Raw genomic sequence first — 25,102 nt, 5'->3', positions numbered from 1 at the left:
TGGACCTCAACAAGTGATTCCGTTGTTTCCTTTTGGTTACGCGACGGAATCTGTCGGCGGAGTGCCTGGGGCGGCTGTAATTGGGTGGGGGCTGCCGGTGCCGACTGCCAGACTCGCCCGCATGGCGACGACGATCACTTCCCGTGAGGCTCTGGTGGCCGCGGTCCGCGCGGGGGCGCGGGTGAAGTACCTGCACTTCTGGGGCCACCGGGCGCGCCCCGACGGCCGCGTGGGGGCGAGCTGTCTGAGCCAGTGGTGGCCGTCGCCGTTCACGGTGGACGGGGTGGGGTACGCGACGGCGGAGCACTGGATGATGGCGGCGAAGGCCCGCCTGTTCGGCGACGCGGAGGCGGAACGACGTGCCCTGGAGGCGCCGAACCCGGCCCTGGCGAAGAAGGCCGGGCGGCTGGTGCGGGGCTTCGACGAGACGGTGTGGCAGCGGGAGCGGTTCGGGATCGTGGCCGAGGGCAGCGTCCACAAGTTCCGGGCGGACGAGGAGCTGCGGCGGTTCCTGCTCGGGACGGGGGACCGGGTACTGGTCGAGGCGAGCCCGCTGGACCGCGTCTGGGGCATCGGCCTCGCCGCGGACGACGAGGCGGCGGGGGATCCGGAACGGTGGCGGGGCGCGAACGAGTTGGGCTTCGCCCTGATGACGGCGCGGGATCGCCTGCGCGGCGAGGCGTAACGAGGCTCCGCCTCGGGGGGGGGTGGGTTTGGATTGGGTGCGTTGTGGGGTGCGGGGGCGGTTGCGGTGCGTGGTGAGGTGCGGGTGCGACGTGGTTGCTCGCGCAGTTCCCCGCGCCCCTTGCCGGGGGGCGGTTGCGGTGCGTGGTGAGGTGCCGGTGCGACGTGGTTGCTCGCGCAGTTCCCCGCGCCCCTTGCGAGGGGGGCGGCTGCGGTGCGTGGTGAAGTGCCGGTGCGACGTGGTTGCTCGCGCAGTTCCCCGCGCCCCTTGCGAGGGGGGCGGTTGCGGTGCCTGGTGAGGTGCCGGTGGGACGTGGTTGCTCGCGCAGTTCCCCGCGCCCCTAGGGGGGTTGCGGTTGCCCGGGGGTTCAGGGGCGCGGCCCCGGGAGTCCGGGGCGCGGCCCTGCGCGTCTTTGGGGGTGCAGGGGGCGTAGCCCCCGCCGGGGTGGAAGGGGCGGAGCCCCTGGGGAAGGGTAGGGGCGGCGGGGGCGAGAAAACGCGTCGGCTACCGCAGCACAGGCAGCGACAGCGACGTGCTGTACCCGTCATCCGTCGGCCACGGATCCTCGTCCGAGTCCGAGTCCGAACCGTCCCACACCGTGAAGATCAGCACCACCAGCGTCGCCCCCAGCACCAGCCCCACCGCCCCGCAGACGATCCCCGCCAACGCCTGCCCCGGATTCGTCGACTCCCCCCGCTTGGCCCGCCGCCGCCCCACGAACCCGAGGATCACCGCGAGCACCCCCAGGATGATCGCGACCGGCCACAGGCAGAAGATCACCAGGGAGATGATGCCGAGCACGAGGGACGCGGTGCTCACGCCGTTCTGGGGGGCGAGCGGCATCGCACCCCACGGGTACCCACCGGGCCCGCCCTGCGGCGCCCCGTACGCCGCACCCCCGTATCCACCACCCGCGACCGGATACGGCGGATACCCGTACGGCACCTGCCCCGGCCCCTCGGGCCCGATCGGCGGCGGCGGAACGGCCCCACCACCGGCACCCCCGTACGAGCCCCCCGGAAACCCCGGATAACCCGGATAACCGCCGGAGGCCGGGCCTCCCGGCGGCGGCACGGAACCCGGAGCCCCCGGAGAACCGAATGACCCAGGAGCCGCGGGCACCGGCGCAGCAGGCACCGGCACCGCCGGCACCCCCGCCACCGTCGCCTGCTCGTGCACGGAGCCGCCCCCCGCCCCCGCATCCCCCGGCAACGTAGGCATTCCCGCAGCCCCCGGCACCGCGATCACCGTGTCCTGCGGAGCCGCCGGCACGCTGGACCCCGGTATCACGACGTCCTGAACGTCATCCCCCGCACCACCCGGCACGCCCCCCGCCGGCGACGCCCACGGATGCGCCCCCGGCGCAGGAGACCCGGCGGAGTCCGGCGGCGCCCACGGGTCCGGAGCGTCGGCGTTCTCGGGCGCGTTCGACGCCCGCGCGTCGTCGGACATGCTGGGTCCCCTCTGTTGAACGTTCCGTCATGCTACGGCCAAGGCGCCCGGCCTCCCGGCCCCGCACCCCCACCCTCCTCCGCCCTCCCCCACCCCCGCTTACGATGATCCCCGAGTCATCGATCAGCCGATCACCCGCGCCCACGCCCGCCCGCCGCCGCCTTCCGCGGCCGGCGTGCCGCCGGGGGCGCGCCGTTCCGGGGAGGAACCTTGTCCACCGACCTTCGCAAGCCGCCCGGCGCCGACACCGGCGACCCGCACGCCGCCTTCATCGCCGGCCTCCCCAAGGCCGAACTGCACGTCCACCACGTCGGCTCCGCCTCCCCCCGCATCGTCTCGGAACTGGCCGCCCGCCACCCCGACTCCAAGGTGCCCAGCGACCCCGAGGCGCTGGTCGACTACTTCACCTTCACGGACTTCGCGCACTTCATCGAGGTGTACCTGTCCGTCGTCGACCTGATCCGGACCCCGGAGGACGTCCGGCTGCTGACGTACGAGGTGGCCCGCGACCTGGCCCGCCAGCAGGTCCGCTACGCCGAGCTGACCATCACCCCGTTCTCCTCCACCCGCCGCGGGATCGACGAGCGGGCGTTCATGGACGCGATCGAGGACGCCCGCAAGACGGCGGAGGCGGAGTTCGGCACCGTACTGCGCTGGTGCTTCGACATCCCCGGCGAGGCGGGCCTGGAGTCGGCGGAGGAGACGGCGCGGCTGGCCACGGACGACCGGGTGCGCCCGGAGGGGCTGGTGTCGTTCGGTCTCGGCGGGCCGGAGATCGGTGTGCCGCGACCGCAGTTCAAGCCGTACTTCGACCGGGCGATCGCGGCCGGTCTGCACTCCGTGCCGCACGCCGGCGAGACCACCGGCCCGGAGACGGTCTGGGACGCGCTGCGCGAGCTGCGCGCCGAGCGCATCGGGCACGGCACCAGCTCGGCCCGCGACCCGAAGCTGCTGGCGCACCTGGCCGAGCACCGCATCCCGCTGGAGGTCTGCCCGACGTCGAACATCGCCACCCGCGCGGTCGCCACGCTCGACGAGCACCCGATCCGGACGTTCGTGGACGCCGGCGTCCTGGTGACCGTCAACTCCGACGACCCGCCGATGTTCGGCACCGACCTCAACACGGAGTACGCGGTGGCCGCACGCCTGCTGAACCTGGACGAACAGGGCATCGCGGCACTGGCGAGGAACGCGGTGGAGGCGTCCTTCCTGGACCCGGCGGGCAAGGCACGCCTCACGGCCGAGATCGACACGTACCTGACCACCTGGAGCCCCGCGCTCTGACCGCACCCCGGGCCCCCTGACGCCGGGCACCGCGAATCCGCGTACCCCGGCCCGTCACAATGGCCCGCATGCAGACCTTCACCGCCGTCGCCCACCGCGGCGACCCCTACCGCGTCCGTGAGAACACGCTCGACTCGCTGCGGTCCGCGCTCCGACGGGGCGCGGACGCGGTGGAGTTCGACGTACGGCTCACCCGCGACGGCGTCCCCGTCCTCCTGCACGACGACACCTTGAAGCGGCTGTGGGGCCAGGACCGGCCGCTGGCGGCGCTGTCCGCCGCCGAGGTGCGCGGGCTGACGGCCGGCGGCGTGCCGACGCTCGCCGAGGCACTCGCGGCGACGGCCGGCAGCCGTGTGATGATCGACCTGCCCGGCGCCCCAGGACCCCGCTCGGTACGCCGGATCCTGGATGTCGTACGGGAGTGCGAGGCGCAGGAGCGCGCGTACTACTGCGCCGGCGCCGCCGCGATGCTCGCCGTGCGCTCCGCCGATCCCGCCGCCGAGATCGCGCTGACCTGGACCACCCTGGCCCCGCCGCGCCCCGTCCTCCTCGACGCGGTACGCCCCCGCTGGCTGAACTACCGCTTCGGCCTGATCACCCGCGACCTGGCGGCGCACGTCCACCGGAACGGCCATCTGCTCTCCGCCTGGACCCCCGACACCCCGCGCTCGATGCGCCGCCTCCTCGCCGCCGGCACCGACTCGATCACCACCAACCGCATCGACACCCTCCACGCCCTGCGCCAACTCCCCTGAGAACACCGCGCGTCAGAGCCCCCGCCCCGCCCCCTAGGGGAACCCTCGCGCCGTTCTCCGGGTATGGACCCTCCCCGTTGAGGATCACGGGGGTCCGTCCGCGTCCCCAGGATGGTCACGTCCGTCGCCCTCCCCCGGCCGCCCCTGGAGCGCAGATGCCCGTCTCCCGCCGTACCGCCGTCCTCACCGGCACGTTCGCCGCACTCGGCCTCGCCGCCGGCCCCGCACGGGCGGCCTCCCCGCGGACGGGCTCCCCGCGGGGAGGCGAGGGGCGGACCGGTCCGGACGCCGAGGCGCTGGCCGCCGCGCTCACCGGACTGCCGGACGCGGACGCGACCGCCGCCCTGGTACGGGTCGGCGGCACCGACGGCAGCTGGCGCGGCAGCGCGGGCGTGCACGACCTCACCACCCGGCGCGCGGCCGACCCGCACGCCCTCTTCCGCGCCGGTTCGGTGACGAAGGTGGTGACGGCGGCGACCGTGCTGCACCTCGCCGCCGAGCACCGGGTCCAGCTGCACGCGCCCGCACGGCACTACCTGCCGGACCTCCTGGGGCACCGCTACCGGCACGTCACCGTGCGGCAGTTGCTGAACCACACCAGTGGCATCCCGGCCGGGGAAGGACTCGGGGACACCTTCGAGGAGGTGTACGCCCACCGCTTCGACACGCTGCCGCCACGCCAGGTGGCGGCCTCCGCGGCCGCGCGGGAACCGGAGTTCGCCCCGGGCGCCGCACAGCACTACCTGAACATCAACTACACGTTCCTGGGGCTGCTGATCGAGGCGGTCACGGGCGGCTCGTACGCCGAGGAGGCCACCCGGCGCGTCCTGCGCCCGGCCGGGATGCGCCACACGTACTTCCCCGGCACGGACCCCCGTATCCGGGGCCCGCACAACCACGGTTACCAGGCGGTCACGCGTGCCGACGGCACCACGGAGCTGGTCGACGTGACCGACTGGAACCAGGCGGACCGGTTCGCGGCGGGCGACATGATCTCCACCACCGCCGACCTGGAACGCCTGCTCGGCGCCCTCTTCCGGGGCCGCCTCCTGCCGCCCCGGCAACTGCGGGAGATGTTCACGGTCCCGCCGCACATCGACGGCGCCACCTACTCCGCCGGCCTCCAGCGCTTCGTCCACGAGGACCGCGTCTACTGGCTCAAGTCCGGCTCCCGCTACGGCTACAGCGCGGTCATGGCCGCGACCCGAAACCTCACCCGCACCCTCACGTACTCGGTCAACGCCACCGACGCCAAGGGCGAGGACATGAACCCGACGGCACAACGCATAGCCCTGGCGGCACTGGCGTGACACGAGAGGGGCGCGCGAGCAGTCACCGTGCCCCCGCAAGGGGCGCGGGGAACTGCGCGACCAGCCCCCACCGGCGGTCAGCCGACAACTCACCCAACGGGGTCCAAGGGGCAGAGCCCCTTGAAGGGACGTGGGGGTCCCCCCTGCTCGAACGAAGTTGAGAGCTTGGGGGAGGGTAGGGGCGGCGGGGGCGAAAAACCCACCCCACCCCCACCACCCCGTCAGCCGTCAGCCGTCAGCCGTCAGCCGTCCAACGACGTCATCACATGCTTCACCCGCGTGTAGTCCTCGAACCCGTACGCCGACAGATCCTTGCCGTAGCCGGACTTCTTGAAGCCCCCGTGCGGCATCTCCGCCACCAGCGGAATGTGCGTATTGATCCACACACACCCGAAATCCAGCTTCTTCGACATCCGCATGGCCCGCCCGTGGTCCTTCGTCCACACCGACGAGGCCAGCGCGTACTCCACCCCGTTCGCCCACTCCACCGCCTGGTCCTCGTCCCGGAAGGACTGCACGGTGATGACCGGCCCGAACACCTCGTTCTGGATGATCTCGTCGTCCTGCTTCAGCCCGGAGACGACGGTCGGCGCGTAGAAGTACCCCGTGTCGCCCACCCGGTGACCTCCCGCCTCGACCTTGGCGTGCGCGGGCAGCCGCTCGACGAACCCGGAGACCTGCTTCAGCTGGTTGGGGTTGTTCAGCGGTCCGTACAGCACGTCCTCGTCGTCCGGCCGCCCGGTCTTCGTCTCGGACGCCGTCTTGGCGAGCGCGGCGACGAACTCGTCGTGGATGGACTCGTGGACGAGGACGCGCGTGGCGGCGGTGCAGTCCTGCCCGGCGTTGAAGAACCCGGCGACCGAGATGTCCTCGACGGCCTTGGGGATGTCGGTGTCCTCGAAGACGACGACCGGCGCCTTGCCGCCGAGCTCCAGGTGAACCCGCTTGAGGTCCCGTGACGCGGACTCGGCGACCGACATGCCGGCCCGCACGGAGCCGGTGATGGACGCCATCGCCGGGGTCGGGTGCTCGACCATCAGCCGCCCGGTGTCGCGGTCGCCGCAGAGGACGTTGAAGACGCCCTTGGGCAGGATCGAGCCGATGATGTCGGCGATCAGGACCGTGGAGGCGGGGGTGGTGTCGGACGGCTTCAGCACGACCGTGTTGCCGGCCGCGAGCGCGGGGGCGAACTTCCAGACGGCCATCATCATCGGGTAGTTCCAGGGCGCGACCTGCGCGCAGACGCCGATCGGCTCGCGGCGCACGATCGAGGTGAGGCCCTCCATGTACTCGCCGGCCGAGCGGCCCTCCAGCATCCGCGCCGCGCCCGCGAAGAAGCGGATCTGGTCGACCATCGGCGGGATCTCCTCGGTGCGGGTCAGCCCGGTCGGCTTGCCCGTGTTCTCCACCTCGGCGGCGATCAGTTCCTCGGCGCGCTCCTCGAACGCGTCGGCGATCTTCAGCAGGGCCTTCTGGCGCTCGGCGGGGGTCGTGTCCCGCCAGCCGGGGAAGGCCGCGGCGGCCGCGGCCATCGCGGCGTCGACGTCCGCCTGCCCGGACAGCGGCGCCGTCGCGTACGCCTCACCGGTCACGGGGTTGACCACCTCGGTGGTCCGTCCGTCGGCGGCGTCGCGGAATTCGCCGTCGATGTGGTTGCGCAGACGACGCAGCTCGGTGCTCACTGCCGGCCCTCCTGGTGGGTGTCACGTGCGGGTGGGTGTCACGTGTCCAATTGCTGAGACACCCACCCTAGTCGCTGCGTCCGCGACTTCAACACCCCCACTCGCCCCGAAGCTGCGAAATCCGCATCTCATCCCACCCCAGACAACGAATTTCATCGATAACGCCTTGCGGAACTGTCGAGACGTCGTGCACAGTGATCCCGTGGCCAGTCGAAGCGCAGAGCACAAGGATTCCTCCCGGGAGCACCGGAACGGCAACGGCGTCCCCCACCTGGACGCCGTCTCCCTCGCCATCGTCGAGCAGCTCCAGGAGGACGGCCGGCGGCCGTACGCGGCGATCGGCAAGGCGGTCGGTCTGTCGGAGGCGGCCGTGCGCCAGCGCGTGCAGAAGCTCCTCGACCAGGGCGTGATGCAGATCGTCGCCGTGACGGACCCGCTCACGGTGGGGTTCCGCCGGCAGGCGATGGTCGGCGTCAACGTGGAGGGGGACGTGGAGTCCGCCGCCGACGCCCTGGCGGCCATGGACGAGTGCGAGTACGTCGTGATGACCGCCGGGTCCTTCGACCTGATGGTGGAGATCGTCTGCGAGGACGACGACCACCTCCTGGAGGTCATCAACACACGCATCCGGGCCGTTCCCGGCGTGCGCTCCACCGAGAGTTTCGTCTACCTCAAGCTCAAGAAGCAGACCTACATGTGGGGAACCCGATAGCCGTGAGCAGCGACAGCGCCAAGGACCTCAGCAAGTCCGCGTACGACCACCTGTGGATGCACTTCACCCGCATGTCCTCGTACGAGAACTCCCCCGTGCCGACGATCGTGCGCGGCGAGGGCACCTACATCTACGACGACAAGGGCAAGCGCTACCTGGACGGCCTCGCGGGCCTGTTCGTCGTCCAGGCGGGGCACGGCCGCACGGAACTCGCCGAGACCGCGTTCAAGCAGGCGCAGGAGCTGGCTTTCTTCCCGGTGTGGTCCTACGCCCACCCCAAGGCCGTCGAGCTGGCCGAGCGCCTCGCGCACTACGCCCCGGGCGACCTGAACAAGGTCTTCTTCACCACCGGCGGCGGCGAGGCGGTGGAGACCGCCTGGAAGCTGGCCAAGCAGTACTTCAAGCTGACCGGCAAGCCCGGCAAGTACAAGGTGATATCCCGTGCCGTGGCCTACCACGGCACCCCGCAGGGCGCCCTGTCCATCACCGGCCTGCCGGGCCTGAAGGCCCCCTTCGAGCCGCTCGTCCCGGGCGCGCACAAGGTGCCCAACACCAACATCTACCGCGCCCCGCTCTTCGGCGACGACCCCGAGGCGTTCGGCCGCTGGGCCGCCGACCAGATCGAGCAGCAGATCCTCTTCGAGGGCCCGGACACCGTCGCCGCCGTCTTCCTGGAGCCCGTGCAGAACGCCGGCGGCTGCTTCCCGCCCCCGCCCGGCTACTTCCGGCGGGTGCGCGAGATCTGCGACCGGTACGACGTGCTGCTCGTCTCGGACGAGGTCATCTGCGCCTTCGGCCGGCTCGGCACGATGTTCGCCTGCGACAAGTTCGACTACGTCCCGGACATGATCACCTGCGCCAAGGGCATGACCTCGGGCTACTCCCCCATCGGCGCCTGCATCATCTCCGACCGCCTGGCCGAGCCGTTCTACAAGGGCGACAACACCTTCCTGCACGGCTACACCTTCGGCGGCCACCCGGTCTCCGCGGCCGTCGGTCTGGCCAACCTCGACCTCTTCGAGCGCGAGGGCCTCAACCAGCACGTCCTGGACAACGAGGGCGCCTTCCGCGCCACCCTGGAGAAGCTGCACGACCTGCCGATCGTCGGCGACGTCCGCGGCAACGGCTTCTTCTACGGCATCGAACTGGTGAAGGACAAGGCCACCAAGGAGACCTTCGACGAGGAGGAGACCGAGCGGATCCTCTACGGCTTCCTCTCCAAGGCCCTGTACGACAACGGCCTGTACTGCCGCGCCGACGACCGCGGCGACCCGGTGGTCCAGCTCGCCCCGCCGCTGATCTCCGACCAGTCCACGTTCGACGAGATCGAACAGATACTGCGGGGCGTGCTGGCGGAGGCGTGGACGAAGCTGTGACCGGGGCGCGGCCCCACCGCCTCCCGGCGCCGGGCATATCGTCGTCCTGAATGATCAACATCGGCCTCGGGTCACCCGTTCGAGTGGGAAACGGTGACCCGGGGCCGTGTGCCGTCCGGCCTCCCGCCATGGGGCCGCCTAGCGTGCCAGTGACCGATCGGCCCCGTCTTCGTTCCCCCGGAAGAGGGACCCCCAGAAGGGGTCCGGACGAGGGACGCGGCAGCGGGAGACGCCCGCGCGACGCGGCCGGGACAGCGGATCTGAAGCGAGGTGTACGCGATGGTGGCCCCGCCGGACAACGACGTGCTCTGGGCGCGCGCCCTGCACTTCCAGCACAACGGCTCGCCGGCCCTGAACGGCGTCTCGCTCGGCGTGCGCGACGGCGAGATCCTGGCCGTCACCGGCCCGCGCGGCAGCGGCAAGACGACCCTGCTGAGCTGTCTGTCCGGGCTGCTGCCTGCGCAGGGCGGCGAGATCTGGTTCAACAGCAAGCCGATGCACACCATGCGCCCGCTGCGGCGCGAACGGCTGCGCCGGGAGCGGTTCGGCTGGATCGACCCGGAGCCCCACCTCGTCCCCGAACTCAACGCCTGGGAGAACGCCGCCCTCCCGCTGATGCTGCGCGGCACCGGGCGCCGGGCCGCCCGCACCACCGCCCGCGAATGGCTCGAACGGCTCGACATCGGCGACTGCGCACGCAAACGCCCGCGCGCCCTGCCGGTGGCCGCGCGGCAGCGGGTGGCCATCGCCCGCGCGCTGGCCGCCGCGCCCACCGTCCTCTTCGCCGACGAGCCGACCGCGGCGCTGCACCGCGCCGACCGCGCCCATGTGCTGCGCACGCTCACCACGGCGGCCCGCTCGCACGGCATCACGGTCGTCCTCGCCACGACCGAGCCCGAGACGGCGGCGCTCGCCGACCGTTCGGTGGCGCTGCTCGACGGCCGCTGCGTGCAGACCGTCCACCTGCCGCCGGCCGCGGAGACGGAAGGCCGGGCGGCGTGCTCGCTCTCCGTCTAGCCCGCCGGGCACACGTACTGGTCCAGGTCCGCAGACTGCTGGTCGCCGCGGCCTCGGCGGGCACCGGCTTCCTGCTGCTGTGCGCGTTCGGATACGCGCTCGGACACCCGGGTGCCCCCGCCGGGGCCGCGCTGCGGCTCGCCTGGTGCGCGGTGCCGGCCGCGGCCACGGTGCACCTCGCGGTCGCCGTCGCCCGCGCGGACCCGGGTACCCGGCCGCGCCCCGGGCTGTCGGCGATCGGGCTCGGCCCCGGCCGGCTGATGGCCTTCTCGGCCCTCACCACGGCCCTGTCCTGCGCCCTCGGCTCCGCCGCCGCGCTCCTCCTCTTCCTCCACCTCCGCGGCGACCTGCCCGGCCTCCCACCCCGCACCTCCCTCACCGACGCCCTGGCCAAGGGCCTCCCGCTGCCCCTGCCTGCCACGGCGACACTGCTGACGGTGGTCCCGCTGGTGGCCTCGGCGGCAAGCGCGCTGACATTGCGGCCACGGAGGGACACGGCACCACCGACTCCGGCCGACCTTGCCGCTGAGGCGGCACCGGTAGGCGATGGGGGTCCCCCGCGCTCGAACGAAGTTGAGAGCCTGGGAGAGGCACCCGGCAAGCGGCGGCAAGCGAGACCCCGTACGTCCGCCCCGGCCCACGGCGCCCTCCCCGTAGACCCCGACACCACCTCCGTACCCACCCCGTCCGGCCTGCCCTGGGGCCTCACCGTCATCGCCGCCGGGCTCACCACAGAGACCTACGCCGCCCGCACCCCCCGCGCCCCCTCCCTCGACCTCCCCGGCGACCTCGCGGCCACCTCCGCCGCGGTCCTCGCCGGCTGGGCCCTCACCGCCGTCGGCCTCGCCCTCGCCGGTCCCGCCCTCACCCACCTGTGCGGCCGCCTCCTCCAGTCGGCCCGCCCCGGCGCCCTCCGACTGCTCGCCGGCCGCGTCCTCCAGGAGGAGGCGACCCGCATCGGCCGCCCCCTCGGCGTGCTGTGCGCCGTCGCCTCCGGCGCGTACGCCACCGCGCGGGTGTACGCCGCCGCCCACGGCGCACCCCCCGCCTTCGGCCCCCTGAGCTCGCTCGGCGCGCTCCTGGTCGCCGGCTGCGCCCTCGCGACGCTGGCGACGGCGGCCGTCGAGGCCCGCCGCGACCGGGCCGGAACCACCGCCGCCCTGCTGCGGATCGGCGCCCCGGCCACCCTTCTGCGCGCCGCCGCGCTGCTGCGCACCACCGCCCTTCTCGTCGTCCTCGCCCCGCTGACCTGGCTGATCGCCGAACTGGCCGCCCTGCCGCTCACGCGCTGAGCGGCAGCTCGCCGAAGACCGCCAAAAAGTTCTCCGTCCACCGATGAGTTCACGCACCCCTCCCGGTCTGCCCCTCCGTACGGAACACGTACGGCACAGCGCACCACCGACCAGGACCGGGAGAGCCGCCATGTACCAGCAGATGATCTTCGTGAACCTGCCCGTCGAGAACGTCGACACCTCGAGGAAGTTCTTCACCGAACTCGGCTACACGATCAACCCGCAGTTCTCCACGGAGGACTGCGCCTGCGTCGTGATCAGCGACACGATCGTCGCGATGATGCTCGGCAAGAAGCGCTACGCCGATTTCACGGACAAGGAGATCGCGGACGCGACGCGCACCAGCGAGGTGCTGCTGTGTCTGAGCGCGGAGAGCCGGGAGAAGGTCGACGAGCTGGTCGAACGGGCGATCGCGGCCGGTGGCACGGACCGGGACGACACCCAGGACCACGGCTTCATGTACGGCCGTTCCTTCGACGACCCGGACGGCCACTCCTGGGAGGTCATGTGGATGGACCCCGCCGCCGTGCAGGGCTGATCCCGCCCCCTGGGAACGGGGACCCCTAGCATGGGCGGGTGCATCCGATACCCGATCAGCCGTTCGACGGCTCCCACGACCGCGAGATCGAGACGCTCACCGAGTTCGACGAGGTGGTCGCCGCCGGCCGCCCCCTCGCCCGGCACCGTGTGCAGTCCGTGGACCTGACGGCCCGTACGGAGGTGCTGCTCGCCCAGGACTGCGCGGGCGCCGTCTTCCTCGGCTGTCCGATGACCCCCGACGCGGCCGCGCACGTACGGGCCTCGGGCGCGCTGGTCTTCCCGCCCGTCCCCGGCCTGCCGTTCGACCCCTACCGGGGGCTGGTGTACTCCCCCGACGAGCTGTACGACGGCCTGGCCACCGGTGGTTACGAGGCGACGCCGGACGCCCGCGCGTACGCCTGGTTCCAGCGGACGAAGGCCGACGGGGACGTGTTCGCGTCGATGCTGCGCGCCGTCCACGACGACGCGGTCTCCGACGCGCTCGACGAACTCCTCGTGGGTGCCCGGGTGGTGGGCGTCATGGGCGGCCACGCGATGGCGCGCGGCACCCAGGCGTACGCGGGCGCGGCGCAACTGGGCCGGGAGCTGGCGCGCGCCGGGCTGACGGTCGCTACCGGGGGCGGCCCGGGCGCGATGGAGGCCGCGAACCTGGGGGCGTACGCGGCGCCCTTCGGGGACGCGATGCTCGACGAGGCGCTCGAACTCCTGGGCAAGGCACCGTCGTTCACGCCGTCCGTCGGGGACTGGGCGGGCGCCGCCTTCGAGGTGCGCGAACGGCACCCCGGCGGCGGGGCGTCGGTGGGCATCCCGACCTGGTTCTACGGTCATGAGCCGCCCAACGCGTTCGCCTCGCACGTGGCCAAGTACTTCGCCAACGCGACCCGGGAGGACGGTCTGCTGGCCCGTTCGAACGCGGGTGTGGTCTTCCTGCCGGGCGCGGCCGGCACCGTACAGGAGATCTTCGACAACGCGACGCCCAACTACTACGAGTCGCGGGGCGAGCCGACGCCGATGGTGTTGGTGGACCGGGCGCACTGGACCGAACGCCTGCCGGCGTGGCCGTTGTTGCGGGCGCTGGCGCGGGAGCGGTCGATGGAGGCGCGGATCGCGCTCGTCGACTCGGTGGAGGAAGCCCCGGCGGCACTCAAACGTCTGAGCGGTTAATAAGCGGGCAAAGTCAGGGGTGCGGCCCGGCATATGCGTTGACAGGTCTTACGTGACGCTTATAGACCTGTGAGCCACTCGGGGATTCTGTGGCAACCGGTACCGCGGCGGCCTCAAGTCCCCGTCCACCCCCCGCAGTTGCACATCCCGTGAAGGGCACAGTGGCCACCTTGTCCAAGTCGTCCACCTCATCCGCCTCGTTCATATCCCGCCGCACCACCGCGCGCGCCGCCCGCGTCCTCGGGGTCGCGTCCGCCTCGGCGGCCCTCGCGCTCGGCGTCGCCGGCACCGCGGCCGCCTGCAACATCAGCGAGTTCTCCGCCGTCGCCAAGTGCGACGGCGACAAGGGCGTCATCGCCGTCACCGACGTCGACGCGTCCGGCACCCCGGTGACCATCACCGTGTTCCGGGAGAACAACAACGCCGACGAACAGAAGATCGGCGAGGAGACCGGCGTCAAGGGTTCCCGCGAGGGTGTCACCGTCACCTTCGACGAGGCCTGGAAGGCGAACGCCACCTACCGCGTCCACGTCAAGGCCGACAACGGCGCCGTCGACGAGGACATCAAGGGCGGCCTGACGACCCCCGGCACCGCCTGCGCCTCCGACGACACCACCCCGTCGAAGCCCGCTTCGCCGAAGCCGTCGCAGACGGCGGACAAGCCGTCGGACGAGACCACGCCCGAGGCCACCCCGTCGGAGACCACGTCCGAGGGCGCCACCGCGCCGGCCGCTTCGGGCGGCGACAACGGTCCGTCGCCTGCGGCCGTGGGTGAGTCCAACCTGGCCGAGACCGGTGCCAGTTCGAACACCCCGATGATCGCCGGCATCGCCGCCGGTCTGGTCGTCATCGGTGGCGGCGCGGTGTTCTTCGGGATGCGCCGCCGCGGCGCCTCGAAGACCGGCTGACGTCCCCGCCGTATCTGCTGGGCGTCGGCGGCCCGTCCCCTCGCGGGGGCGGGCCGCCGTCATGTTCCGGGGGGCCGCGGGGCGTTCAGCCGAGCAGGACGGTCTCGGCGGCGTCGAACGTGACGCCGACCTCGCTGCCGACCTCGGGGGCGTCCCGCAGTGCGCAGGCCGCCTCCAGGCGGGGCGCGCGCCCGGGGCGGAGGTGGACGGAGACGTGGGTGCCGCGGAAGGTGCGGGCGGTGACGGTGCACGGGAGGCCCTCGGCGCCGGTCACCAGCCGTACCCCGGCGGGCCGCACGAGCAGGGTGCCGGGGCCCTGCGGGGAACCCTCCGGGACCGGCAGTGTGCCCCAGGGGGTGTCGGCTGCCTGGCCGGTGACGGTGGCCGGGACGACGTTGTCGAAGCCGAGGAAGCGGGCGACGAACGCGTCGGCGGGGCGCTGCCAGATCTCCAGCGGGGTGCCGGTCTGGGCGATGCGCCCGTCGCGCATGACGACGACCCGGTCGGCGAGTGCGAACGCCTCGCCCTGGTCGTGGGTGACGGCGAGCACGGTGGTGCCCAGCCGGGCGAAGAGTTCGCGGAGTTCGACGACGAGGCGTGTCCGCAGCGAGCGGTCGAGCTGGCCGAGGGGCTCGTCGAGCATGAGGAGGCGGGGGCGGGCGGCGAGCGCGCGGGCGAGGGCGACGCGCTGCTGCTCGCCGCCGGAGAGCGCGGCGACGGCCCTGCGCTCGGCGCCGGGCAGCCCGACCAGCTCCAGCAGCTCCCGCACCCGCTCGGCCCGTTCGCCCTTCGGCACGCCGCGCATGCGCGGGCCGAAGGCGACGTTGCCGCCGACGTCGCGCTGCGGGAACAGCTGGTGGTCCTGGAACATCAGGCCGACCTCGCGCCGGTGGGCGGGCACGGCGGCCTGGTCCCGGCCATCGAGGAGGACCCGTCCGGCGTCCAGCGGCTGGAGTCCGGCGACGGCCCGCAGCAGGGTGGACTTGCCGCTGCCGCTGGGGCCGAGCACGCACACGGTCTCGTGCTCGGCGACGTCCAGGTCGACGGCGTCGAGCGCGGTCCGCCCGCCGAAGCGGACACGCGCGCCCTGGAGACTGAGCAGCATCTAGAACTCCCCGCTCCGGTCGGTGCGCAGCCGCTCCAGGAGGAGCAGGGCGAGCGCGCACACCACCATCAGGATCGTGGACAGGGCCATCGCCTGCCCGTAGTTGAGCTCGCCGGCCCGCCCGAGGAGCCGGGCGACGGCGACGGGCAGGGTGGGGTTGTCGGGGCGGGCGATGAACACGGTCGCCCCGAACTCCCCCAGCGACACGGCGAACGCGAACCCGGCGGCGACGAGCAGCGCCCTGCGCACCAGCGGCAGGTCGACCTCGCGCCACACCCGCCAGGGGGAGGCGCCGAGGACGGCCGCCGCCTGCCGCAGCCGGTCGTCGACCGCGCGCAGCACGGGCAGCATGGTGCGCACCACGAAGGGCACGCCGACCAGGGCCTGCGCGAGCGGCACGAGCATCCAGGAGGAGCGCAGGTCCAGCGGGGGCTCGTCGAGGGCGATGAGGAAGCCGAAGCCGACGGTGACGGCGGACACGCCGAGCGGCAGCATCAGCAGCGCGTCGAAGCCGCGGACGAGCCGTCCGGCGTCGCGGCGGGCCAGCGCGGCGGCGGCGAGGCCGCCGATGACGAGGGCGACGACGGTGGCGGCGAGGGCGTAGCGCAGGGAGGTGCCGACGGCGTCGATCGGCGGGACGAGGAAGGTGCCGCCGTCCTCGCGGGTGAGCGCCTTGTAGTAGGCGAAGCCGGGTGCGTCCAGGGAGCGTTGGACGAGGACGGCGAGCGGCAGCACCAGCAGCAGGGCGACGGTGGCGAGGACGCCGCCGAGCAGCGCCCACTGTCCGGCGCCGCGCGGGCGGCGGGCGGTGAGGGAGGCGTCGACGAGCCGCAGCGCGCTCTCCCGGCGGCGCACGGTCCAGGCGTGCACGGCGAGGATCGCGCCGACGGCGGCGAACTGGACGAGGGTGAGGACGGCCGCCGTGGTGAGGTCGAAGATCTCGGAGGTCTGCCGGTAGATCTCCACTTCGAGGGTGGCGAAGGTGGGGCCGCCGAGAATCTGCACGATGCCGAAGGAGGTGAAGGTGAACAGGAACACCATGAGCGCGGCGGCGGCCACGGCCGGGCCGAGCGCGGGCAGGGTGACCGTGCGCCAGGCGGTGAACCGGGAGGCGCCGAGCAGCCGTGCGGCTTCCTCCTGGCGGGGGTCGAGTTGTGACCAGAGGCCGCCGACGGTGCGGACGACGACGGCGTAGTTGAAGAAGACGTGGGCGAGCAGGATCGCCCACACGGTGGTGTCCAGGCGCACGCCCCACAGTTCGTCGAGGAGTCCGCCGCGGCCGACGAGGGCGAGGAAGGCGGTGCCGACGACGACGGTCGGCAGTACGAACGGCACGGTCACCACCGCGCGCAGGACGTGCCGGCCGGGGAAGTCGAAGCGCGCGAAGACGTACGCGCCGGGGAGCGCGATCGCCAGCGTGAGCGCGGTGGAGGCGAGCGCCTGCCAGGTGGTGAACCACAGCACGTGCCGGATGCCGGACTGGCCGAGGACGTCCGCGATCCGCCCGAACTGCCAGCCGCCGTCCGTCTTCAGGCCGCGGGCGACGATGGCGGCGACGGGGTAGGCGAAGAACACCGCGAAGAACGCGACGGGCAGGGCCATCAGGCCGAGCCGCGCCGCGTTCCGCCGGCGTCCCGCGCGGGCGGCTCCGCCGGTCGCTCCGGCCGGTTCCGCCGTGTCCACCGCGTCCGTCACATCCGTCCCGTCCGTCCCGTCCGTCCCGTCCGTCCCGTCCGTCACTTCAGTACGAGTGAGGTCCACGTCTTGACCCACTGGTCACGGTGGTCGGCGATTCGGTCGGGGGCCATGGTCTCGGGGTTCTTGGCGGCGGGCCCGTACTTCGTGAACGCCTCGGGCACCTTCGTACCGTCGACGACCGGGTAGACGAACATGTTGAGCGGCATGTCCTGCTGGAACTCCGTGGAGAGCAGGAAGTCGAGGAGCGCCTTGCCGCCCTTGGTGTGGTGGGCGTTGCTCAGCAGCCCGGCGAACTCGATCTGCCGGAAGCAGGTGCCGTCGGCGACGCCGGTGGGCGCGTTCTTGGGCTGCGGGTCGGCGTAGACGACCTCGGCGGGCGGGGAGGAGGCGTAGGACACGACGAGCGGGCGGTCGCCCTTGGCCTTCTTGCCGCCGGCGGAGCCGGAGAACTCCTCGTTGTAGGCCTGCTCCCAGCCGTCGACGACCTTGACGCCGTTGGCCTTGAGCTTCTTCCAGTAGTCCTGCCAGCCGTCGCCGTACTGGGCGGCGGTGCCGAGGAGGAAGCCGAGGCCGGGCGAGGAGGTGGACGCGTTCTCGGTGACGAGGAGGTCCTTGTACCGGGGCTCGGTGAGGTCGGCGAAGGAGGCGGGCGGGGTCAGCTTGTGCTCGCTGAAGTACGCCTTGTCGTAGTTGACGCAGATGTCGCCGTAGTCGACGGGCGTGACCCGGTGCTTGTCGTCGAGCCGGTAGGCGGCGCCCACCTTGTCGAGCCCCTTGGCCTCGTACGGCTGGAACAGGCCGTTGTCGAGGGCGCGGGAGAGCAGGGTGTTGTCGACGCCGAAGAAGACGTCGCCCTGCGGGTTGTCCTTGGTGAGGATGGCCTTGTTGACGGCCTGTCCGGCGTCGCCGTCCTTGAGGACCTTGACCGTGTAGCCGGACTTCTTCTCGAAGTCCTTGAGCACGTCCTTGGAGACGGCCCACGAGTCGTGGCTGACCAGGGTGACGGTTCTGGAGTCGCCGGACCCGGTGTCGCCGTCCGGTCCGGACGACGAGCCGCACGCGGACAGCGTGAGGAGGCCGAAGCCCACGGCGACGGCCACCAAGCTCTTGGTGTGCACTGGATTTCCTCCTGGGGTGACCAGGAGAAGACGCGGCCCCGTCCGGGCCTCCTCCGCCCGCGGGGCGGCGGTGGCCCGGACAGGGCGCAACAGCTCGAGTGACGACCGATCTCCCTACCCAGAATGACCTGGGCGAGGTTCAGAGGGTCTGCGGCCCGGTTGCCGCACTCTCAGCGCTGTGGCGCTCCCCTGTCGGAATATGAAGATGTGTATGGCTGAAAAGACTACCGTCTGTCCGTAAGCCTACCGTTCGGTCCCGGTGAGCCGGTGGGGCGGCCTACCGTTCGGTCGCCGCGAGCTGGCCGCAGGCGCCGTCGATCTCCTGACCCCGGGTGTCCCGGACGGTGACCGGCACACCGTGCGCGGCGATCGCCTCGGCGAACGCCTTCTCGTCCTCGGGCCGCGAGGCGGTCCACTTCGAGCCGGGCGTCGGGTTGAGCGGAATCAGGTTGACGTGCACCGGGCGGCCCTTGAGCAGCCGGCCCAGCCGGTCACCGCGCCACGCCTGGTCGTTGATGTCGCGGATGAGGGCGTACTCGATGGACAGCCGCCGCCCCGACCTGGCCGCGTACTCGAACCCGGCGTCGAGGACCTCGCGCACCTTCCACCGCGTGTTGACGGGGACGAGGGTGTCGCGCAGTTCGTCGTCGGGGGCGTGCAGGGAGATCGCGAGCCGGCACTTGAAGCCCTCGTCGGTGAACCGGTGGATCGCCGGGACGAGGCCGACCGTGGAGACGGTGATGCCGCGCTGGGACAGCCCGAGGCCGTCCGGCTCGGGGTCGGTGAGCCGGCGGATCGCGGCGACGACCCGGTTGTAGTTGGCGAGCGGCTCGCCCATGCCCATGAAGACGATGTTCGACAGCCGGGCGGGGCCGCCGGGGATCTCGCCGTCGCGCAGGGCGCGCATGCCGTCGACGATCTGGTGCACGATCTCGGCGGTCGACAGGTTGCGGTCCAGGCCCGCCTGGCCGGTGGCGCAGAACGGGCAGTTCATGCCGCAGCCGGCCTGGGAACTGATGCACATGGTCACCCGGTCCGGGTAGCGCATCAGCACGGACTCGACGAGCGTGCCGTCGAACAGCCGCCACAGCGTCTTGCGGGTGGTGTCCTGGTCGGTCGACAGATGCCGGACGACCGTCATCAGCTCCGGCAGCAGCGCCTCCCGCAGCCGGCCGCGCGAGGCGGCGGGGATGTCCGTCCACGCCTGCGGGTCGTGCGCGTACCGGGCGAAGTAGTGCTGCGAGAGCTGCTTGGCGCGGAACGGCTTCTCGCCGATCGCGGCGACGGCCTCCTTGCGCTCGGCGGGCGAGAGGTCGGCGAGGTGCCGCGGCGGCCGCTTCGCTCCGCGGGGTGCGGCGAAGGTGAGTTCGCCGGGGGCTGGACGTGCCACGGTCGGGTGACTCCTCATGACGACAGGACCCTGGCCCCCCGCCGGTGCGGGGACAACGGCAGAACCATGCCGACGCCAGGAGAGCTCACGGAACAGCCCCCGCGGGGAGCGGGGACAACGGGAAGGGCCCGCGGCATACGCCACGGGCCCTTCCAGGATACCTGCTCGCTGTCAACCCGAGCCGACGAAGCCGACCAGCAGCAACCACACCACCGGCGCCGTCGGCAGCAAGGAGTCAAGCCGGTCCATGATGCCGCCGTGCCCCGGAAGCAGCGTGCCCATGTCCTTGATGCCCAGGTCGCGCTTGATCATGGACTCGCCGAGGTCGCCGAGCGTGGCCGTGGCCGCGACGGCGAGGCCGAGCAGCAGGCCCTGCCACCACTTCCCGTCGTCGACGAGGTACCGCATGCACAGCGCGCCCGCCACCATCGCGAAGGCGACCGCGCCGATCAGCCCCTCGCGGGTCTTGCCGGGGCTGATCCGCGGGGCGAGTTTGTGCCGGCCGAAGCGCCAGCCGACGGCGTAGGCGCCGGTGTCGCTGACCACCGTCAGTATCAGGAACGTCAGCACCCGCCAGGGGCCGTCGTCGGCGGCCAGCATCAGGGCGACGAACGTGGCGAGGAACGGCACGTAGAACGCGGCGAACACGCCCGCGGTGACGTCCTTGAGGTAGTTCTCCGGCGGCTGCGTCATCCGCCACACCAGGACCGCGAGGGCGGTGAGCGCCATCGCCACCCAGGCGCCCTGCGCGCCCCGCAGATACCCGGCGACGACCATCGCGGCCCCGCCGAGCGCCAGCGGCACCAGGGGCGCGCGGATGCCCTTGCGCTCTTGCAGCCTGCTGGTCAGCTCCCACAGCCCCACCACGACGGCGACCGCTATGACGCCGACGAACACGGCCTTGACGAAGAACAGCGACGCGACGATCACCACGCCGAGCCCGACGCCGACCCCTATGGCCGCGCCCAGGTCACGGCCCGCGCTCTTCTTCGGCGGCGGGCCCGACTGGGGCGCGGACGCCGGCTGGGCGGCGGCTGGCTCGGGCATGGGCTCCGGCTTCTGCGGCTGGGCCCCCGGGTACGGCTGGGCACCGGGGGGCGACGGGGTCCCGTAGGGCGGCTGCGGCGGGGCCGGGTGGTGGAACGGGGGGCCGCCCGGTGCGGCGGCCCCCCGGCCGTCCTGGTCCCCGCCGGGTGCGGGCACGTCGGGCACGATGGGCATGGGCCGAGTCTGCGACGGACCGTGGGCGTCCCGCGCGTCGTAGGCGGGACCCGCCGGTGCGGCCCCCCGGAAGGGGCCCCGCTCGGACCGCCCCCCGTACCCGGCCTGCGGCGGCGCCCCCCAGGATGAGTCGTTCATCAGACCTCGAGCAGCTCGGCTTCCTTGTGCTTGAGCAGCTCGTCCACCTGGGCGACGTACTTGGCGGTGGTGTCGTCGAGCTCCTTCTCCGCGCGGCGGCCCTCGTCCTCGCCGATCTCGCCGTCCTTGATCAGCTTGTCGATGGTGTCCTTGGCCTTGCGGCGCACCGAACGGATGGAGATCTTGGCGTCCTCGCCCTTGGTCTTGGCGACCTTGATGTAGTCCCGGCGGCGCTCCTCGGTCAGCTCCGGGAACACCACGCGGATGATGTTGCCGTCGTTGCTCGGGTTGACGCCGAGGTCGGAGTCGCGGATCGCCTGCTCGATGTTGCGCAGCGCGGTCTTGTCGAACGGGGTCACCACGGCCATGCGCGGCTCCGGCACCGAGAACGAGGCCAGCTGGTTGATCGGCGTCGGCGCACCGTAGTAGTCGGCCACGATCTTGTTGAACATCGCCGGGTGCGCACGGCCGGTGCGGATCGCGGCGAAGTCCTCCTTGGCGACCACGACGGCCTTCTCCATCTTCTCCTCGGCCTCGAGGAGGGTCTCTTCGATCACCACTTGCTCCTGCGTGTCTTGAGTGGGCCCGGCATCTGATCCTGGTCGGGACGGCGGCCGGCTGCGTCGCGTCTTCTTGCTGTTCCTGCACGCTTCCGGACCGGCAGGACATTGTCCATCCCCCGGTCCGGGGCGCCTCCGTCAGCTCCGGCTGTCCTGTTCACCCACGAGGGTGCCGATCTTCTCACCCTTGACGGCACGCGCGATATTGCCCTCCGTCAGCAGCTCGAAGACCAGGATGGGCAGCTTGTTGTCCCGGCACAGCGTGATCGCGGTGGCGTCGGCGACCCGCAGGTCCCGGGTGATGACCTCGCCGTAGCTGAGCGCGTCGAACTTGACCGCGCCGGGGTTGGTCTTCGGGTCGGAGTCGTAGACCCCGTCCACGCCGTTCTTGCCCATGAGCAGCGCCTCGGCGTCGATCTCCAGGGCGCGCTGGGCGGCGGTGGTGTCGGTGGAGAAGTACGGCATGCCCATCCCGGCGCCGAAGATCACCACACGGCCCTTCTCCAGGTGCCGCACCGCCCGCAGCGGAATGTACGGCTCGGCGACCTGCCCCATGGTGATCGCGGTCTGCACCCGGCACTGGATGCCCTCCTTCTCCAGGAAGTCCTGGAGGGCGAGGCAGTTCATGACCGTGCCGAGCATGCCCATGTAGTCCGAGCGTGCCCGGTCCATCCCGCGCTGCTGGAGCTCCGCCCCGCGGAAGAAGTTGCCGCCCCCGATGACGACGGCGATCTGCGCGCCGTCCCGCACCACGGCCGCGATCTCCCGCGCGATGGCGTGCACCACGTCCGGATCGACGCCGAGCCCGCCACCGCCGGCGAACGCCTCCCCGGACAGCTTCAGCAGATACCGGCCGCGCACTTTGCCGCCGTCGTCGCTCTTCTCGGCCTTGGTGGTCATGGAGATCTCGCCTCTTTTACGTGTCACACATACGAAGAAGGCCATTGCCGGCGGGGGCGTGGTTCGCTTCCCATGCGCGGCAATGGCCTCCTCGTCAGTCAGCTGTGCTGTCGTCCGCCACGCGCGCGTGCGAGGCGGCACCGGCCGGACGTCCCGAACATCTCAGGACGCCGGCGGCACCGGTGCCACGCACGACGCGACGGCACGGACGGCCGCTCTCGACCCTATAGGGCTCGCGCCCCCGTCGCGGTACGGACTCAGATGCCGACCTTGATGCGCGTGAAGCGCTTCAGGGTGACACCGGCCTCGTCCAGGACCTTCTGGACCGACTTCTTGTTGTCCAGCGCGTACGGCTGGCCGAGCAGCGTGGCGTCCTTGAAGAAGCCGTTGACGCGCCCCTCGACGATCTTCGGCAGGGCGGCCTCGGGCTTGCCCTCGGCGCGGGTGGTCTCCTCGGCGATGCGGCGCTCGGCCTCGACGACCTCGGCCGGGACGTCCTCGCGGGAGAGGTACTTCGGCGCGAACGCGGCGATGTGCTGGGCGATGCCCTTCGCGATCTCGGCGTTCTCCTTGTCGAGCTCGACCAGGACACCGATCTGCGGCGGCAGGTCGGGCATCGTGCGGTGCATGTACGCCGTCACGAAGCCGTCCGCGAACTGCGCGAAGCGGTCCAGGACGATCTTCTCGCCCAGGTTGGCGTTGGCCTCGTCCACGTACGCCTGGACGGTCTTGCCGGCCTCGATCTCGGAGGCGAGCAGCGCCTGGAGGTCCGCCGGGGAGGTCTTCGCGACGTGCTCGGCGATCGCCTTGGCGACCGCCTGGAACTTCTCGCCCTTGGCGACGAAGTCCGTCTCGCACTTCAGCTCGACCAGGACGCCGGAGGTGTTGTCGTCGGCGAGGACGGAGACCACGGCGCCGTTCTCGGCGGAGCGGCCCTCGCGCTTGGCGACGCCCTTCTGGCCCTTGATGCGCAGGGCCTCGACGGCCTTGTCGACGTTGCCCTCGGCCTCGTCGAGCGCCTTCTTGCAGTCCATCATGCCGGCGCCGGTGAGCTCACGGAGCTTCTTGACGTCGGCGGCGGTGTAGTTCGCCATCAGTCTGTGAATCCTTCTCGCGAAGTCTGGAAGATCGACGGTCGGCGGGGTCCGCGGTCCACACCTCGGGGCGTGCCGCGTGGGGCGCCGCCGGCCTACGGGTGAACGGCGGGAGCGGAGATCGTGTCACCGCTCCCGCCGTCAACGCGCTGGACGACCGGACGCGTTCCGGGTGCCTGCCCGGACGAACCCGCCCGGGCGGGCCTGTACCGGACGCGTCCCGGTCGTCGCGTCAGGCCTGCTCGGCCTCGGCGGCCGGGGTCTCGGCCGGCTTCTCCGCCTCGGCGGCCGGAGCAGCCTCGGCCGGAGCCTCGGCAGCCGGGGCCTCGGCGGGCTTCTCGTCCTCGGCGGCCGGAGCGGCGGTCTCGGACTCCGCCTTCTTCTCGCCACCCTCGAGCAGGTCGCGCTCCCACTCGGCGAGCGGCTCACCCGCGGCCTTCTCGCCCTTGTTCTCGGCGGCACCGGACCGGGAGATGAGACCCTCGGCGACGGCGTCCGCGATCACGCGGGTGAGCAGGGTGACGGAGCGGATCGCGTCGTCGTTGCCCGGGATCTTGTAGTCGACCTCGTCGGGGTCGCAGTTGGTGTCCAGGATGGCGACGACCGGGATGTTGAGCTTCCGGGCCTCACCGACCGCGATGTGCTCCTTCTTGGTGTCCACGATCCAGACGGCGCTGGGCACCTTCTGCATCTCGCGGATACCGCCGAGGGTCTTCTCCAGCTTGGCCTTCTCGCGGGAGAGGACCAGGAGCTCCTTCTTGGTGAGGCCGGAGGCGGCCACGTCCTCGAAGTCGATCTGCTCCAGCTCCTTGAGGCGCTGAAGCCGCTTGTAGACGGTCGAGAAGTTGGTGAGCATGCCGCCCAGCCAGCGCTGGTTCACGTAGGGCATGCCGACGCGGGTGGCCTGCTCCGCGATGGCCTCCTGCGCCTGCTTCTTCGTACCGACGAACATGACCGTGCCGCCGTGGGCGACGGTCTCCTTGACGAACTCGTAGGCGCGGTCGATGTACGACAGCGACTGGAGCAGGTCGATGATGTAGATGCCGTTGCGCTCCGTGAAGATGAACCGCTTCATCTTCGGGTTCCAACGACGGGTCTGGTGACCGAAGTGGACGCCGCTCTCCAGCAGCTCCCGCATCGTGACGACGGCCATGGCCGCACTCCTCGAATTTCTCGGTTGTGCCGCGGATGCCGGACAGCACCCGCGCCTGACGCCCGCGGTGCGCCCTGCCCGAAGGACCGAGGGGCGCTGACACGGACCGTTGCCGGATCACGTGCCGGGGCGTGCGAAGTCGACCCGGTGGCCCGGGTCGCCACCTGAAGTGTACGGGACCCGCGGAGCACCGGGTGACGCCGATGTCCACAACCGGCGAGTTGTCCACAGGCTCCAGCGGGCTTTCGCCGATCACGGCAGAGTCTCCCCATGCGAACGAGGCAACGGAGAGCGAAGAACCCCGGGGTGACAGGGGCGGGGACGGGGACGAGGACGGGGACGGCGCCTGGGGCGGGGCCGGGGATAGGGACGGCGCTTGGGGTGAGGCCGAGGACAGGGACGGGGGCTGGGGTGCGGCCAGGGGCAAGGGCTGGAGCTGGGGCTGTTACGGGGACCGGGGTGGGGCGGCCGGGGATACGGCGGTCGGCGCTGTGGGCGGGGCTCCTGCTCGCGACGCTGGCGACGGCGGTGCCGGCGGGGGCGTGGGC

Annotated in this window: 21 protein-coding genes, 1 pseudogene and 1 riboswitch; of the genes and pseudogenes, 11 read left to right on the top strand and 11 right to left on the bottom strand. The window is 72.0% G+C overall.

Going from position 1 to position 25,102, the window contains the following annotated elements:
• Positions 1 to 121: 121 nt before the first annotated feature.
• Positions 122 to 685: an NADAR family protein gene (locus IO29_RS26745; protein ID WP_030382205.1), complete on the top strand. Its 564-nt coding sequence runs from the start codon at positions 122 to 124 to the stop codon at positions 683 to 685.
• Between the two features lie 504 nt (positions 686 to 1,189).
• On the opposite strand, the gene IO29_RS39715 is transcribed toward IO29_RS26745, so the two are convergent.
• Positions 1,190 to 1,528, bottom strand: coding sequence for a DUF4190 domain-containing protein (locus IO29_RS39715; RefSeq protein ID WP_234307643.1), 339 nt, complete (start codon positions 1,526 to 1,528; stop codon positions 1,190 to 1,192).
• Positions 1,529 to 2,255: 727 nt separating this feature from the next.
• On the opposite strand from IO29_RS39715, the pseudogene IO29_RS26735 reads away from it, so the two are divergent.
• From IO29_RS26735 to IO29_RS26725, 3 genes and pseudogenes are all read left to right on the top strand, one after another.
• Positions 2,256 to 3,421, top strand: a pseudogene (locus IO29_RS26735) (adenosine deaminase).
• 68 nt (positions 3,422 to 3,489) lie between these two features.
• Complete coding sequence (locus IO29_RS26730; RefSeq protein WP_106969889.1) at positions 3,490 to 4,176, top strand: glycerophosphodiester phosphodiesterase; 687 nt, start codon at positions 3,490 to 3,492, stop codon at positions 4,174 to 4,176.
• A gap of 155 nt (positions 4,177 to 4,331) precedes the next feature.
• Entirely contained in the window at positions 4,332 to 5,486 is a 1,155-nt protein-coding gene (locus IO29_RS26725; protein ID WP_030382201.1) for a serine hydrolase domain-containing protein, read from the top strand.
• A 242-nt stretch (positions 5,487 to 5,728) separates the two neighbouring features.
• Here IO29_RS26725 and IO29_RS26720 read toward each other — a convergent pair whose 3' ends face one another.
• A complete protein-coding gene (locus tag IO29_RS26720) occupies positions 5,729 to 7,168 on the bottom strand; it encodes a gamma-aminobutyraldehyde dehydrogenase (protein ID WP_030382200.1) in 1,440 nt (479 codons plus the stop codon).
• A 187-nt stretch (positions 7,169 to 7,355) separates the two neighbouring features.
• On the opposite strand from IO29_RS26720, the gene IO29_RS26715 reads away from it, so the two are divergent.
• From IO29_RS26715 to IO29_RS26685, 7 genes are all read left to right on the top strand, one after another.
• Positions 7,356 to 7,880: an Lrp/AsnC family transcriptional regulator gene (locus IO29_RS26715; RefSeq protein WP_030382199.1), complete on the top strand. Its 525-nt coding sequence runs from the start codon at positions 7,356 to 7,358 to the stop codon at positions 7,878 to 7,880.
• Positions 7,865 to 9,256 carry an aspartate aminotransferase family protein gene (locus IO29_RS26710; protein WP_030382198.1) on the top strand — a complete coding sequence of 464 codons (1,392 nt, stop codon included), beginning with the start codon at positions 7,865 to 7,867 and terminating at the stop codon, positions 9,254 to 9,256. The genes IO29_RS26715 and IO29_RS26710 overlap by 16 nt, the downstream gene beginning before the upstream one ends.
• Before the next feature lie 279 nt (positions 9,257 to 9,535).
• Positions 9,536 to 10,273, top strand: coding sequence for an ABC transporter ATP-binding protein (locus tag IO29_RS26705; protein WP_030382197.1), 738 nt, complete (start codon positions 9,536 to 9,538; stop codon positions 10,271 to 10,273).
• A complete protein-coding gene (locus IO29_RS26700; protein ID WP_030382196.1) occupies positions 10,255 to 11,565 on the top strand; it encodes a hypothetical protein in 1,311 nt (436 codons plus the stop codon). Before IO29_RS26705 ends, IO29_RS26700 begins: the two co-directional genes overlap by 19 nt.
• Positions 11,566 to 11,695: 130 nt before the next feature.
• Complete coding sequence (locus IO29_RS26695; protein WP_030382195.1) at positions 11,696 to 12,103, top strand: VOC family protein; 408 nt, start codon at positions 11,696 to 11,698, stop codon at positions 12,101 to 12,103.
• A 38-nt stretch (positions 12,104 to 12,141) separates the two neighbouring features.
• Positions 12,142 to 13,269, top strand: a complete 1,128-nt coding sequence (locus IO29_RS26690) for an SLOG cluster 4 domain-containing protein (protein WP_030382194.1) — start codon at positions 12,142 to 12,144, stop codon at positions 13,267 to 13,269.
• Positions 13,270 to 13,439: 170 nt separating this feature from the next.
• Positions 13,440 to 14,177, top strand: coding sequence for an LAETG motif-containing sortase-dependent surface protein (locus IO29_RS26685; RefSeq protein ID WP_234307642.1), 738 nt, complete (start codon positions 13,440 to 13,442; stop codon positions 14,175 to 14,177).
• A gap of 85 nt (positions 14,178 to 14,262) precedes the next feature.
• Here the strand turns inward: IO29_RS26685 and IO29_RS26680 are convergent, their stop codons facing one another.
• The 9 genes from IO29_RS26680 to rpsB all read right to left on the bottom strand — a co-directional run bounded on the left by IO29_RS26680 (position 14,263) and on the right by rpsB (position 24,554).
• Positions 14,263 to 15,282, bottom strand: coding sequence for an ABC transporter ATP-binding protein (locus IO29_RS26680; protein WP_030382192.1), 1,020 nt, complete (start codon positions 15,280 to 15,282; stop codon positions 14,263 to 14,265).
• Complete coding sequence (locus tag IO29_RS26675) at positions 15,283 to 16,884, bottom strand: ABC transporter permease (protein ID WP_051707919.1); 1,602 nt, start codon at positions 16,882 to 16,884, stop codon at positions 15,283 to 15,285.
• Positions 16,885 to 17,018: 134 nt separating this feature from the next.
• A complete protein-coding gene (locus IO29_RS26670; RefSeq protein ID WP_030382190.1) occupies positions 17,019 to 18,098 on the bottom strand; it encodes a thiamine ABC transporter substrate-binding protein in 1,080 nt (359 codons plus the stop codon).
• Between the two features lie 93 nt (positions 18,099 to 18,191).
• Positions 18,192 to 18,299, bottom strand: a riboswitch (TPP riboswitch).
• A gap of 76 nt (positions 18,300 to 18,375) precedes the next feature.
• Entirely contained in the window at positions 18,376 to 19,506 is a 1,131-nt protein-coding gene (rlmN, locus tag IO29_RS26665) for a dual-specificity RNA methyltransferase RlmN (protein WP_030382189.1), read from the bottom strand.
• Between the two features lie 153 nt (positions 19,507 to 19,659).
• A complete protein-coding gene (locus IO29_RS26660; protein WP_030382188.1) occupies positions 19,660 to 20,847 on the bottom strand; it encodes a phosphatidate cytidylyltransferase in 1,188 nt (395 codons plus the stop codon).
• Complete coding sequence (gene frr, locus IO29_RS26655) at positions 20,847 to 21,404, bottom strand: ribosome recycling factor (RefSeq protein WP_030382187.1); 558 nt, start codon at positions 21,402 to 21,404, stop codon at positions 20,847 to 20,849. Before frr ends, IO29_RS26660 begins: the two co-directional genes overlap by 1 nt.
• A 141-nt stretch (positions 21,405 to 21,545) precedes the next feature.
• Positions 21,546 to 22,307, bottom strand: a complete 762-nt coding sequence (pyrH, locus tag IO29_RS26650; RefSeq protein ID WP_030382186.1) for a UMP kinase — start codon at positions 22,305 to 22,307, stop codon at positions 21,546 to 21,548.
• A 257-nt stretch (positions 22,308 to 22,564) separates the two neighbouring features.
• Entirely contained in the window at positions 22,565 to 23,401 is an 837-nt protein-coding gene (gene tsf / locus IO29_RS26645) for a translation elongation factor Ts (RefSeq protein ID WP_030382185.1), read from the bottom strand.
• A 232-nt stretch (positions 23,402 to 23,633) separates the two neighbouring features.
• Positions 23,634 to 24,554 (bottom strand): 30S ribosomal protein S2, encoded by a 921-nt coding sequence (rpsB, locus tag IO29_RS26640; RefSeq protein WP_030382184.1) that lies wholly within the window; start codon positions 24,552 to 24,554, stop codon positions 23,634 to 23,636.
• Positions 24,555 to 25,102 lie beyond the last annotated feature (548 nt).

It is taken from the genome of Streptomyces sp. NRRL F-6676, assembly GCF_000725625.1.
Taxonomy (GTDB): Bacteria; Actinomycetota; Actinomycetes; order Streptomycetales; family Streptomycetaceae; genus Streptomyces.
This window is presented reverse-complemented; position numbering and strand designations above follow the sequence as displayed.